This window comes from Micromonospora sp. NPDC003776, assembly GCF_053605645.1.
In genome coordinates, this window is record NZ_JBSGJR010000028.1 from 15,335 (window position 1) to 28,440 (window position 13,106).

The 13,106-nt window shown below is 71.4% G+C and carries 10 protein-coding genes; 4 read left to right on the forward strand and 6 right to left on the reverse strand.

What is annotated here, in order from left to right; all coding sequences use genetic code 11:
• Positions 1-4: 4 nt before the first annotated feature.
• From ACWEVO_RS04850 to ACWEVO_RS04860, 3 genes are all read right to left on the reverse strand, one after another.
• Positions 5-2,422, reverse strand: coding sequence for a ricin-type beta-trefoil lectin domain protein (locus tag ACWEVO_RS04850; RefSeq protein WP_452306239.1), 2,418 nt, complete (start codon positions 2,420-2,422; stop codon positions 5-7).
• Between the two features lie 134 nt (positions 2,423-2,556).
• Entirely contained in the window at positions 2,557-4,059 is a 1,503-nt protein-coding gene (locus tag ACWEVO_RS04855; protein ID WP_452306240.1) for an arabinofuranosidase catalytic domain-containing protein, read from the reverse strand.
• A 278-nt stretch (positions 4,060-4,337) separates the two neighbouring features.
• Entirely contained in the window at positions 4,338-5,339 is a 1,002-nt protein-coding gene (locus ACWEVO_RS04860) for a PaaX family transcriptional regulator (protein WP_452306241.1), read from the reverse strand.
• A gap of 279 nt (positions 5,340-5,618) precedes the next feature.
• On the opposite strand from ACWEVO_RS04860, the gene ACWEVO_RS04865 reads away from it, so the two are divergent.
• Positions 5,619-6,950 carry an extracellular catalytic domain type 1 short-chain-length polyhydroxyalkanoate depolymerase gene (locus ACWEVO_RS04865; RefSeq protein WP_452306242.1) on the forward strand — a complete coding sequence of 444 codons (1,332 nt, stop codon included), beginning with the start codon at positions 5,619-5,621 and terminating at the stop codon, positions 6,948-6,950.
• A 125-nt stretch (positions 6,951-7,075) separates the two neighbouring features.
• Here the strand turns inward: ACWEVO_RS04865 and ACWEVO_RS04870 are convergent, their stop codons facing one another.
• Positions 7,076-8,566 (reverse strand): MFS transporter, encoded by a 1,491-nt coding sequence (locus ACWEVO_RS04870; RefSeq protein WP_452306243.1) that lies wholly within the window; start codon positions 8,564-8,566, stop codon positions 7,076-7,078.
• Positions 8,567-8,762: 196 nt separating this feature from the next.
• Between ACWEVO_RS04870 and ACWEVO_RS04875 the strand changes: the two genes are divergently transcribed.
• Together ACWEVO_RS04875 and ACWEVO_RS04880 are read left to right on the forward strand one after the other, a co-directional pair.
• Complete coding sequence (locus ACWEVO_RS04875) at positions 8,763-9,131, forward strand: YciI family protein (protein WP_452306244.1); 369 nt, start codon at positions 8,763-8,765, stop codon at positions 9,129-9,131.
• Positions 9,128-10,357 carry an RNA polymerase sigma factor gene (locus tag ACWEVO_RS04880; RefSeq protein WP_452306245.1) on the forward strand — a complete coding sequence of 410 codons (1,230 nt, stop codon included), beginning with the start codon at positions 9,128-9,130 and terminating at the stop codon, positions 10,355-10,357. Before ACWEVO_RS04875 ends, ACWEVO_RS04880 begins: the two co-directional genes overlap by 4 nt.
• A 42-nt stretch (positions 10,358-10,399) precedes the next feature.
• Here the strand turns inward: ACWEVO_RS04880 and ACWEVO_RS04885 are convergent, their stop codons facing one another.
• On the reverse strand, positions 10,400-11,230 hold the full coding sequence (locus ACWEVO_RS04885; protein WP_452306246.1) for a PIG-L family deacetylase: 831 nt from the start codon (positions 11,228-11,230) through the stop codon (positions 10,400-10,402).
• An 80-nt stretch (positions 11,231-11,310) separates the two neighbouring features.
• A complete protein-coding gene (locus ACWEVO_RS04890; RefSeq protein ID WP_452306247.1) occupies positions 11,311-12,210 on the reverse strand; it encodes an alpha/beta hydrolase in 900 nt (299 codons plus the stop codon).
• Between the two features lie 83 nt (positions 12,211-12,293).
• Here ACWEVO_RS04890 and ACWEVO_RS04895 point away from each other — a divergent pair, with 83 nt between their 5' ends.
• On the forward strand, positions 12,294-13,049 hold the full coding sequence (locus tag ACWEVO_RS04895; protein WP_452306248.1) for a PIG-L deacetylase family protein: 756 nt from the start codon (positions 12,294-12,296) through the stop codon (positions 13,047-13,049).
• The last annotated feature ends 57 nt before the right edge of the window (positions 13,050-13,106 follow it).

The window sequence follows — 13,106 nt, forward strand, 5'->3', positions numbered from 1 at the left end:
GGCATCAGCCCCGGCTCCATTTCTGGTCGTTGCCGCCGGTGCAGGTGGCGAGCACGATCGGGGTGCTGTTGGCGCTGCCACCGCCGTTCGGGGCCAGGCAGATGCCGGACTGGAGGCCGGTGATGGTGCCGTCGGCGTTGACATTCCACTGCTGGTTGGTGCCGCCGTTGCAGTCCCAGATGATCACCTTGGTGCCGCGGGTGGTGCCCTGGCCGTTGGCGTCCAGGCACTTGGCCCCGTACACCTGGAACTGCTTGCCGGAGGTGTAGGTCCACTGCTGGTTGGCACCCCCGTTGCAGTCCCAGAGCGTCACCTGGGTGCCGCTGGTCTGCGACTGGTTGGGTACGTCCAGGCACCGGCCGGAGTTGGTGTTGCGGACGGGGCTGGTGGTGCCGCCCGGGTCACCTCCAGGGCCGGCCACCACCGACAGGTTGTCGAACTGGGCGGTCTGACCCTGGCTGGTGCCGAACCCGACCTGGCCGGCGACGAAGGAGGAGTCGCTGACGGTGCCGACCGTCGTGCCGTCGATGCCGGCCGTGATGGTGCTGCCCGAGAAGCCGAGGGAGAGGCTGTGCCAGCGGTTGGTGCCGAGCGCCGGAACCGTGCCGCTGCGCAGGGTGGCGAGCTGTCCGGCGGTGTCGTTGCGCAGGATCGACCAGGAGCCGGTGTCGGTGACGCGCAGGAGGTAGGCGTTGTAGCGGCCGATGGGATCCAGGTTCGTGGTGCCGACCCGGCCTGCCAACTGCGCGTAGCCCGGCTTCTCGAGCATGGCGTCGGCGGAGACGGTGTAGTTGCCCCAACTCAGGCTGCCGCCGTAGGTGGCGGGGTCGGCGAGGGTCTTCCAGGTGATCGGGGCCTGCGGCGACATCTGGCGCAGGCACATGCCGGACCGGCCGCCCCCGCAGGCGACGGCCTCGAAGGCACCCTGCATGTCCTGCAGGTACTTCGGCATCCTGCCGGTGGCGTAGCTGTCGAAGTCATCGCGGTACGGCAGGCTCAGCGAGCCCTGGCCGGGGCTGGTGGCGGTGCCTTTGCCCTGGCCGACGGTGGTGGTGATGCTGTAGAGGTAGCCGGGCTGGACGGTCAGTGAGAAGCTGCCGCCCGACGGGGTGATGTCGCTGGTGTGCACGAAGAAGTCGTTGGTGCTGTTCGAGTTGAGGTTGGTCGCCCACACGTGTACCGGGCCGGTGGACAGGCCGCCGGTGACGCTGACGTTGACCTGTTGGGCGGTGGTGGCGTCCATCGTCTCTATGATGGTGCTGTAGTCGGTGTTGTTGGTCGACTTCAGCGACACGTAACTGCCGTTGCTGCGGTTGCCGCCGAGGTAGCCGGTGGCGGAGTCCAGGTACTTCCAGCCCGGCGCGGTGAACTGCGTCGTGTGCGCCAGGGCCCAGGTGTTCTTGCCGACGGAGTACCAGCCGGACCAGGGCTGGTTGGCCAGGACCAGCCCGACGGTGGCCCACGGGAGGTTCGGGGTGATCGCCGCGACGAGATCCCAGTTGAGGTAGGCGACCATCCTGCCGTCGATGTATCCGCGGTTGACGCCCCGGGCCAGTGGCTTGGCGCCGTCGTTGTAGTCCTGTGACCCGCCCTCGCTGTCCCACAGCGTCTTCCCGGTGCTCGTGGCGGTCGACGACACCGAGCACGAGGTCTGCGCGCTGAGGTAGCCGCACGGGTAGTGGCCACTGAGCACGTCGATGCTGTTGCGCAGCGTGGCGTTGGTCGCCACCGCGTTGGCCGGCCCCCAGCTACCCGGGTAGTCGTCACCGAAAATGATCTTCACGCCGCCGTAGCCGTTGTTGTTCAGCGCGCTGCGCAGGCTGATGGTCCAGCTCGCGTCCGTCTGCTTCTCGTTCTGCGCGGCGGTGAGGTAATCCATGGTCAGGTTGTGCTGCCTGGCGCAGCCCAGCCAGTCCAGGTAGTAGTTGATCATGTCCTGGGACATGAAGGTGCCGTTGCCGATCCACCCCGGGGCGCCCCAGGGCAGCGCCGCCAACTTGATGTTGGGGTTGCGGGCCTTGGCCTGCTCCATGATCCACCACTCGTAGCCGCGGTTGCAGTTGAGGTCGCCGCGGAAGTGCTCGTGGCTCGGCTCGGCACCGCTGGTCGAGTTGGTGTCACCGCCCATCTCCACCTTGAGGATCTGCAGGGCGGCACCGTAGCCGGGCTTGAACAGGTAGTCGAGGATCTGGCCACGCTGCGGCTCCGGGTAGTCGATGAGCAGTCGACTGTTGCCGCCACCGCCGCTGACCGCGCCGACACCGTCGAACGTCTGCCCGCCGGAGGAGCCGTTGATGGTGATCGACGTGGCGGCCTGGGCCGGCGCGGCGGTCGCCGCGACCAGGCCGGTGGCGGCCAGGACCGCGCCGGCCAGCGCCGCCGTCAGTCGCGATGGACGGAGGAGTTTCTTCGGTCTCGACATGCGCGGATCCCTTCGATGGTGGTACGGATCAGCCGGGGGGCGGCGGAGTCTGCGGTTGGCCGGTGGGGTGCCACGGCGGCGGACGGTCCGGGCTCCGCGAGCCGGATCGCCCGCGGCGCGGCATGCGGCGATGGTCAGCGGTAGCCGGCGGCGACGATGTCGGCCTGAACCGCATTTTCGGTCGCGTCGGACGGGTAGCCCGCCACCATGGCGCCCTCGTAGAAGGTGCCGGCGCTGAGGTTGGCGCCCCCGCCGGGCTTGCAGCAGTCGCCGCCGCTGCCCAGGACGATGGCGCCCTGCTTCTTCATCGGGCTGTAGCCACCGGGCAGCGCGCCGTCGTACAGGGTGTACAGGCTGCCGGACTGGGCGTTGCTGCCTTTGATGGCGAACCGTGAGGTGCCGTTGTTCTTCAGCGTGGCGGTGACGAACCTGCTGGTGAAGGCCCGCTGGTTGGGATTCCACGACTGGCTTCCGCCGGGGTAGAGGCCCCACTCCAGGTCCGCCTGGACCCAGGGGCCGGTGCCGGAGCAGCCGCCGAACCAGCAGCTGGTGCTGAAGTTGATCGCGTCCATCGCGCCGGCGGCGTCCGCGCTGCGAGTTGTCTCGCTGTTGCCGTAGTCGAAGCAGCAACCGCTGTGGACGTGGGTGCCGCTGGTGACCATGTACATGCCCTCGGGCGCGCTGCCGGTGGGAACGCCGCTGGTGTGCCCGTCGCGCCAGTAGCTGTTGCCCCGGTTGATGTACAGCGAGTACGCCTTGGTGCCCCCGACGCTCAGCGACTCGGTGGTGGCGGTGGCAGGTCGACTGGAGGTGGACCCGGGAACTTGCGGTGAGCCCTGGTACCACAGGTCGTTGCCGCGCCCGGACTGGTCGTAGACGACGGTCACCACGCAGCCGGTGCCCGCGCAGAACGTGTCCTGCGTCGCCGCGTTGGCGTAGCCACCGGCGCTCAGCACGCCGATGTCCCGCGTCGCGTTGTCCGAGGAGCGGCGGACCTGGTAGAGGTTGCCGCCGTACGCCGAGAACAACGCCCGGGTGGTGCTGTGCGCCGCGACGCACGGCGTACCGCCGGCGGCGTAGATGTCGCACGGCCGGCCACCGGGCGGCGGGGGCGATGGGGCCGTCGACGTGCTCCACCGCTGGTTGGCCTGGCCATTGCAGGTCCAGAGGATGATCCTGGTGCCGTTGGCGGTGCCGGCGCCGCTGGCGTCCAGGCAGAGTCCGGACTGGACACCGGTGATGGTGCCGTCCGAGTTGACGTTCCACTGCTGGTTGGCCTGGCCGTTGCAGTCCCAGATGATCACCTGGGTGCCGGGGCTGGTGCCCTGGCCGTTCGCGTCCAGGCACTTGCTTCCGTACACGGTGAACTGTCTCGCCGACGTGTACGTCCAGGTCTGCATGGGCCCGCCCGAGCAGTCGTACAGCTGGACCTGACTGCCGTTGGCGGTGCTGCCGTTCGGCACGTCGACGCAACGGCCGGACTGCACGCCCACGATCGGGCCCGGCCCGGATGCGGCGACGGCCGCGTGCGTCTGCGCCAGCAGAGCGGGGCTGCCGACGACCAGGACGAGGGCCAGGACCGAGCGCAGCAGACGCCACCGCCGGGACGGGACGGGACGGAGATGAGAGACCACCATGACGGCTCCTCGGCTGCGTAGGGCTTCCGACTGGTACGGAGCCCTACAGATAAATAACCGTCGATGTAAACGCTAACACCTGCGGCAGGAGCGGGATGAGCCCTGGCGAACTGCGCTGCTGCGAGGGTCGGGGGTGGCGGCCTCGCGACAGTGATGTTATCGATAACATCGATGCATTTGATTAAAGCACAGCATTCTCGACGGCGGGAGGTCTCCCGTCATCGGCGCAGGCTCTGCGGTTCGCGCGTTCGCCGCCGTCCCGGCCAGCGGGGCGCGGGTCAGCAGCCGGCCGGCCCTCCGGGCCCCGGTTCCGCACGGCCCGCGTCGCCACGGACTCCAGCAAGGAGGTCGGCGGTGGTGTGGGCGCGGACACCGGGCTGGGGACCGTCGGCGAACCGCTCGACGACCGCCCGGACGTGTCGCTCGGCGGGCTCGACGAGCCCGTCGTAGACAGCGGCGAACAGCTCCCGGGCCGGCTGCCTGAGCCAGCCCTCGGGGAGGAGTTCCACCGGCAGCTGCGGATCGAGGGTGGGAAAGCGCCGGAAGGTGTCCATCACCTCGGTACGCGCCCGCACCGCGGCCGCCCCGTCGACCGCTCCCGATTTCACCCTGGACAGCAGCGGTGTCCAGCGCCGCAGGAACGCCTCGTAGTGCCCGTGGATCGCGCCGACGTCCCAGGCGTCGATGGGCGCCCGGTGGCCGGTCGCGTCGAGCTCGGCATGTCGCCCACGAAACACCGTGACGGCGCCCGGGGCGAACCGGGTGAGCTGCGCCCGAGCCGGCGCCGTCAGCCCTTGCGGCGAGATCCACAACCCGTCGTACAAGGGCGCGTATCCGAGCCAGCGGAGCTGGCCGCGGAGCGCTCGCCGCTGTGCGCTTCGGTCCTGCGGGAGCGAGAACGCCACGATCGTCCAACGCCCATCCCACCGCGCTGCCGGGACGGTGGAGGCGAGGATCCAGCTGCCCCCGGCGGAGAGGTTGGCGGCCGCCGGGCGGCTGAGCCGGTAGAAACTGCACCGCCCCTGTCGGCTGCGCTCCAACACCGTCCGGCGGGCCAGCCGGCTGATCGCGGTACGGGCACCGGCCACGCTCACCCCGGATTCGGTGAGCAACGCGACGATGGCAGCGGAGGGAAGCGCGGCACGCGTGCGCAGGGTGTAGTCCGCCAGCAGGGTCACCGCCATGCCCTGGGGCGCGCTGCCCGCCTGTCGCCGGGGCAGCCGCAGCGGGGGATCGCTGTCCTGGGGATACAGCTCCTCGATGGTGAAGGGGCTTGCCACAGGCGCTCCCGGCTCGACTCAGGGACGGTGCAACGACTGTAGACGGGCCGCCGGCTGGCGGAGGGCCGAGGCAACGAGGAATGGTCCATCGAATAGCGTCGATTGACACTTGTCGGCCCGACGGGAACACTATCTGCTACACGACGCCATCCGGAGCCGGGCTTGGCAAGCCACACGTCGTGGGCAGTGCGCGATCACCGCGGGACCTGGGCAAACCCGCGACCGGGACACGCGCACCCCGAACCCTTGGCTGCACCGGCGATCGAAGGAGTCGTCCCCGTGAAGATCAGAAGGAAACTGCTGCTCGTCGTGACCGCGTCGTTGGCGGCGGCCGGCCTGATGTTCCCCACCCTCCGCCCCGCGTACGCGGCGTCCCTGACCGAGGTGACCAACTTCGGCGACAACCCCGGCGGGATGCGCATGCACGTCTACGTGCCGGACTCCCGCCCGGCCCGCCCGGCGACCGTGGTGGCCATGCACGGCTGCGGTGGCTCCGGCCCCGGCTTCTACTCCGGCAGCGAGTTCGCCACCCTCGCGGACCGGTACGGATTCATTGTGATCTACCCGACCGCGACCCAGCAGGCCGGCTTCGGCAACTGCTTCGACGTCTGGTCCGACGCCGCCAAGCGCCGCGGCGGCGGCAGCGACCCGGTGTCGATCGTGTCCATGGTGCGCTACGTCCAGCAGCAGTACGGTGCCGACCCCGACCGGGTCTACGCCACCGGCAGTTCGTCCGGCGGCATGATGACCAATCACATGCTGGCCCTCTATCCAGACGTGTTCAAGGCCGGCGCGGCGTTCATGGGGGTGCCTTTCAACTGCTTCGCCAACGCGGCGGACTATCCACCCGCGACCAGCCAATGCACCGGCGGGAGCATGAACCGGACGCCGCAGCAGTGGGGCGACGCGGTCCGCCAGGCATATCCCGGCTACACCGGCCCTCGCCCACGGGTGCAGTTGTGGCACGGCACCAACGACACGCTCGTGCCCTACCAGTTGCTGCAGGAGACGATCGAGCAGTGGACCAACGTGTTCGGGCTCAGCCAGACACCGACATCCACCGACACGCCGCAGACCAACTGGAACCGGCGCAGGTACGCCGACGCCGGCGGCGCCGTCCAGGTCGAGGCGTACAGCATCCAGGGCGCCGGCCACACCCTGCCCGCCAGCGGCATGGCCGCGGCCGCCATCCAGTTCTTCGGCCTGTCCACCCCGCCCAGCCCCACCGCCTCGTCCAGCCCGACGACCGCACCGAGCCCGACCACGTCGCCGAGCCCCACCACGCCGCCGTCCGGCCTCTGCACGGTGAACGTCGCCGCCAACGCCTGGAACAACGGGCTGACCGAGAACCTCACCATCACGAACATCGGCCCCAGCGCCGTCAACGGCTGGTCGCTGGTCTTCACCCTGCCCGGTGGGCAGACCATCACCTCGGGCTGGAACGCCTCCTACTCCCCCACGTCCGGACAGGTGACGGCCAGGAACCTCGCCTACAACGCCACCATCCCCGCCAACGGGTCGATCACCGTCGGCTTCCAGGCCACGCACACCGGTAACACCGCCAGGCCCAACTCGTTCCAGCTCAACGGCGCCTCCTGCACGATCACCTGACGCCGGCGGGACTCCGGGGACGGCCACGCGGACGTCCCCGGAGCACCGGAGCCGACCGAACCCCGGCCCACCGCCGCATCGGCACCAGGCGATCGTCGTCGCCAGCCCTCCGCCCGGTCGTGTGATCAGCGGAAGCGCCGGGCGGTGAGCACGGCCAGGGCGAGGAAGAGTACGGCGCCGCAGCCGGCGACGACGCTGAGGCCGCTGGTGAACGCGGAGTGCGCGGCCTCCAGCAGCCGGCCGGCCGAATCGGCGGGCAGCGTGGCGGCGACCGAGGCGGCGTCGGCGACGGACTCCCGGGCGGCGGGCGGTGCTTCGCCGAATCCGGCCAGCCGGGCGCGGTAGACGCCGGCCGCGAGGGTGCCGAACAGGGCGATGCCGACCGTACCCCCCAGGTAGTTGCTGGTCTCCGACAGTGCCGCCGCCGACCCGGCCCGCTCCGGGGCGACGGAGCCGATCACGATGCCGGTGCCCAGCGCGAACAGTGGGCCCGTGCCCAGGGCGATCAGCGCGGCCCCGGCGATCACCGTCACCGGCCCGTCGGCGAGCGCGACCGGCAGGAACCCGAGGGTGGAGAGCGCCAGGCCGCCGGCGATCGCGGCACCGGCGGAGAGCCGTCGCCGGGTCAACGGGGCGAGCGTGCAACCGGCGGCCAGCGCGAGCCCCATCGGGGCGAACCAGACGGCCGCGGCCAGCGGGGACAACCCTCGCACGACCTGCAGGTACTGCGTGGTGAGCAGCCCGATGCCGGCCAGTCCGGCGCCGGTGACGACCAGGGCGACCAGCACGGCCGACACGGTGCGGTCGCGCAGCAGGTCCAGCCGCAGCAGCGGGTCGCGCAGCCGGCGCTGGCGCCGGACGAACAGCACGATGAAGAGCGAGCCGACGACCGCGGCGGCGAGGGCGAGGGGCACGTCGGCCCGGCCGGTGCCCAACTGCTTGACGCCGTAGGTGAGCGCCAGGATCCCGGCCAGGGACAACGCCACGCTGGTCAGGTCGAGCCGGCCGGCTTCGGGGTTGCGGGCTTCGGGCAGCGTCAGCGGGGCAGCGACCAGGAGCAGGGCCATGGTCGGCACGCCGATCAGGAACACCGATCCCCACCAGAAGTGGGTGAGCAGCACTCCCCCGAGCACCGGTCCGAGGGCGGCGCCGGCGAACACGCACGTGGACCACGCCGTGATGGCGAGGGCGCGCTGCCGGACCTCGGTGAACATGGTGCTGATCAGGGCGAGGGTGGAGGGCATCAGGGTGGCGCCCGCGACGCCGAGGAGCAGTCGGGCCGCGATCAGCGTCAGCGGGTCGACCGCGTAGGCGGACACCAGCGACAGCAGGCCGAAGGCCGCGCCACCGACCATCAGCAGCCGGCGCCGACCGATCCGGTCGCCGAGCGTACCCATGGTGACGACGAATCCGGCCACCATGAGCCCGTACCCGTCCGCCACCCACAACTGCTGTGCGGCGGTGGCGTCGAGGTCGACGCCGAGATGAGGCAGGGCCAGGAACACCGAGTTGATGTCCAGGGCCACCAGCAGGGTGGGCAGCGCCAGCACGGCCAGTCCCAGCCACTCGCGCAGGCCGGAACGGGTCGCTCCCGCGGCGGGCGTTACGGTGGGCACCTGTGGTTCCTCCTCGTTCGACGGGTGTCGTGCGGAGGTCGGCGCCGATCGGACGTTCTTGCGCTCGGCCCGCGGACGGATAGCCCGGCCTCCGGGCAGCGACGAAAAATGTTGAGTGGCCGACGTCAAGGTCACCGGGTGTGCTCCGACTCCCTGGTGTCGGCCCGCCCCGGACCGACGACAGGAGGGGACAGAGATGAAGTTTCTGCTGCTGTTGCACAACAACCCGGCCGTGCTGGAGGCCCTGACCGAGGACCAGAGCATGGCGCTGATGAACGGCCACGGTGATTTCATCAAGGCCATCCAGGAGTCCGGCGAGCTGATCGTCACCCAGGCGCTGGCGGATCCGTCCAACAGCGCGGTGGTACGGGTGCGCGACGGCGTGCCGGTCGTCAGCGACGGCCCGTACCTGGAGGCGAAGGAGTTCCTGGGCGGCTACTACCTGGTCGAATGCGCCGACCGGGACCGCGCGGTGGAGTTGGCGGCGATGATCCCGGACGCGGCCATCGACGGGCTGGGCGTCGAGGTACGGCCGGTGATGTTCTCGACCGGGATGGAGATGTGAGGGCGGGCGCCGAGGACCTGCTGCGGAAACTCGCGCCGCGGGTCCTCGGTGCGCTCACCCGCCGGTACGGGCAGTTCGACGCCGCCGAGGACGCCGTGCAGGAGGCGCTGCTCGCCGCAGCGACCCGGTGGCCCGCCGACGGGGTGCCGGAGAATCCGAGGGCGTGGCTGACCACGGTCGCGACCCGCCGGCTGGTCGACCAGGTGCGTGCCGAGGCGGCGCGCCGTCGTCGGGAGGCGACGGCCGCCGCACTCGCCGGGCTGCCGGTCGTCTCCGGTGTGGGGTCGGAGCAGGCGCCGGAGACGGACGACACGCTGACCCTGCTGTTCATGTGCTGCCACCCGTCCCTCACCCCGGCTTCCCAGGTGGCGCTGACCCTGCGCGCCCTCGGCGGCCTGACCACCGCCGAGGTCGCCGCCGCGTTCCTGGTGCCGGAGGCGACCATGGGGCCCCGGATCAGCCGGGCCAAGCAGCGGATCAAGGCGGCCGGTGCCACCTTCGACCTGCCACCGGCGGCAGAGCGGGCCGACCGGCTGCGGGTGGTGCGCCAGGTTCTCTATCTGATCTTCAACGAGGGATACACGGCCAGCTCCGGCGCCGACCTGCAGCGCCCCGACCTGGTCGCCGAGGCGATCCGGCTGACCCGGTCACTGCACCGGGCTCTTCCCGCCGACGGAGAGGTGGCCGGGCTGCTCGCCCTGATGCTGCTGACCGACGCCCGCCGTCCGGCGCGTACCGGCCCGGACGGGGTGTTGGTGCCGCTGGCCGAGCAGGACCGTACGCGGTGGGACCCCGACGCGATCCAGGAGGGCGTCGCCCTGGTCACGCGGGCGATGGCCGGGTCGCCGCCGGGGCCGTACCAGTTGCAGGCGGCGATCGCGGCGGTGCACCTGGAGGCGCCCAGCGCCGCGCAGACCGACTGGGCGCAGATCGCCGCGCTGTACCGGATCCTGGAACGGCTGGCCCCGAACCCGATGGTCACCCTGAACCGGTCGGTCGCGGTGGCCATGACCGACGGGCCCGAATCGGGGCTGACCCTGCTGGACACCCTGGAGACCGACGAACGGATGGCCCGGCACCACCGGCTGCACGCCGTCCGCGCCCATCTGCTGGAGATGGCCGGGGACCTGGCCGGGGCACGGGACGCTTACCAGTTGGCCGCGAAGCGGACCGCCAGCATTCCGGAACAGCGCTACCTCATGGCCCGCGCCAAACGGCTGAGCTGAGCCGGAGTGCCCGCGGGCCGACCGGTGCCGGCCACTGCCCGTTCAGCGCAGCCCGGCGAACAGGTCGTCCTCGGGTGTGGGCGCACCGGTGGTGTCCTGGACCCGGACGAAGGTCTCCACACCCATGAGCTCGGTGAACCGTTCCTGGCCGAGTTGCAGGAAGAAGATGTTCTCGGCCTGGCTGGCGTGGGTGGCCAGGGATTCGAACTTCTGCGCGCCGTAGGCGCTCGTGTCCACCCAGGTGGTGATCTGGTCGTCCGGCAGGCCGAGCTCCGGCATCTCCTCCGACGGCCCGTCCGGCTCGGGAAACTCGACGCCGATCTCCTTCATGACGCGGCCGAACTCCTCGAACGCGCTACGCGGGACGGTGGTCCAGTAGACCTTCGCCGGGATGCCGGTCTGCTCGACCGCCGCCATGGTGATGCGGTGCGCCTGGATGTGGTCCGGGTGGCCGTAGAAGCCGTTCTCGTCGTAGGTGACGACGACGTCGGGCCGGTAGTGACGGATCAACTCGGCCAGCCGGTCGGCGGCCTCCCCGACCGGGGTGTTCCAGAACGCTCCGGGCGCGTCGTTGGCCGCCCAGCCCATCATTCCGGAGTCGGCGTAGCCGAGCGTCTCCAGGTGGGTGACCTTCAACGCCTCGCAACTGGCCGTCAACTCGGCCTGGCGCATCGCCACCACCGCCTGCGGGTCGTGCCCGGGGTCGCCCGGCTTGACCCCACCGGGCCCGTCGCCGCACCGGCCGTCGGTGCAGGTCACGAGCACGGTCGTGACTCCCTCCGCCGCGTACCGGGCGAGGATGCCGCCCGTGCTCGTCGCCTCGTCGTCGGGGTGCGCGTGCACCGCCATCAAGGTCAGAGATCGCTCAGCCACCCCACCACCATACGAGGCAGGTCCGACGTGTCGGCGTCGGCGCGACTCCGGACCGGCTGGTCGGCAACGTACCGACCGATTCACCAGCGGCTCAGCGCGGTGGCCAACTGGGCCAGGGCGACATGGGCGGCGTCGAACAGGGCCAGCTTCCGCGGGAAGTTGTGGATGAGTCCCTGGTATCGGACCGCGGTGACCGGGACGCCGGCCGCGAGCAGCCCGGCCGCGTACCGTTCACCCTCGGCGGAGAGCAGGTCGAGCTCGGCGGTGATGACCACGGCGGGGGCGAGGCCGGCCAGGTCGGCGCGGAGCGGGTTCACATCCGGCTGGGCCCGGTCCACGCCGGGTGGGGCGAACGCGTCCCAGAAGAACCGCATCTCCTCCCGGTCCAGGCCGTACTCGTCCAGGTCGGGGTAGTCGGCCGCCGGGTCGATGACCGGGCAGATGAGCAGCTGCCCGGCAAGGCGGATGCCGGCATCCCGGGCGCGCCGCGCGGTCACCGCCGCGAGGTGCCCGCCCACCGAGTCACCGGCCACCGCTGTCCGGTCCGGGTCGAGGCGGTGGGCGGCCGCCCCGGGCCCGCGCAGCCAGGTCAGCGCGCAGGACAGGTCGTCCACCGCGGCGGGGTACGGGTGCTCGGGCGCGAGCCGGTAGTCCACGGACAGCACGGCCCACCCGGACGCCGCCGCCAGGTGTCGGCACAGCCCGTCGTGGGTCTCCACGCTGCCCATCACCCAGCCGCCGCCGTGCGCGTAGAGGACCACCGGCAGGACGTCGTGGTCACGGTCCCGGTAGAGCCGGGCGGGCACGCCGCCGGCGTCGACGTCCAGCACGGACCGGATCGCCGGTCCGCTGCCCACCTCGGCGGGAGTCGCCTCGACCATGCTCAGCCGTGCCGCCGGCAGGTTCGCCCGGGTGAGCGGGACACGGTGCTGGACCTGCATCGCCGCCCGGGCCTGCGGGTGCAGCCGGCGGGGATCCACCCGCTCAGTATCGCTCGCTCGGCCGACGGCGACGGGCCGACACGGCGGTGACGGATCGGCGACCCGGCGGCTACGGTGTGGACGTGGACGAGCTTCTACCGGCGCTGCCGGAGGACTGGGACCGCTGTCTCGCGGTGGCCGCACACCCGGACGACATCGAGTACGGTGCGGCCTCGGCGATCGCCCGGTGGATCGCACAGGGCAAGCAGGTCACCTACCTGCTTGCCACGCGCGGCGAGGCAGGGATCGACGCCGTGCACCCGGACCAGGCCGGGCCCTTGCGCGAGCAGGAGCAGCGCGCCGCGGCCCGGGAGGTCGGCGTAGAGGTCGTGGAGTTCCTCGACCACCGCGACGGCGTCGTCGAGTACGGCCCCGACCTGCGCCGCGACATCGTCCGGGCGATCCGCCGCCACCGGCCCGAGGTCGTCGTCTCCGGCGCCTTCACCGTCCGGATGGTGGGCGGCATGACCAATCAGGCCGACCACCGGGCGGTGGGGCTGGCCACGCTGGACGCCGCGCGCGACGCGGGCAACCGGTGGATCTTCCCGGAGCTGGTGGACGAGGGGTTGTCGCCGTGGGGCGGCGTGCGTTACGTCTGCTTCGCCGGGGCCGAGCGGCCGACGCACGGCGTGGATGTCACGGGTGAGCCGTTGCGGCGGGGCATCGCCTCACTCGCCGCGCACGCCGAGTACACCAAGGGCCTGGGGGTGGCCGGCCCGGAACCGGGGCCGTTCCTCACCTGGGGGGCCCGTCAGGGTGGACCGGCGTTGGGCGTGGCGGCGGCCGTGCTGTTCGACGTGCACGCCCTCACGTTCGAGGGCCCGCCACCCTGGCTGTGAGCGTCGCTGATGGGACTGGGAGCACGGCGCACGGGGCCGCGCCAACAGCGGCCCCGT

Excerpts from the sequence above, each read along its gene's own strand:
- ACWEVO_RS04875 (WP_452306244.1), top strand. The coding sequence starts at position 8,763 with ATGAAGTTTCTGCTGCTGTTGCACAACAACCCGGCCGTGCTGGAGGCC.
- ACWEVO_RS04855 (WP_452306240.1), bottom strand. The coding sequence starts at position 4,059 with ATGGTGGTCTCTCATCTCCGTCCCGTCCCGTCCCGGCGGTGGCGTCTG.
- ACWEVO_RS04850 (WP_452306239.1), bottom strand. The coding sequence starts at position 2,422 with ATGTCGAGACCGAAGAAACTCCTCCGTCCATCGCGACTGACGGCGGCG.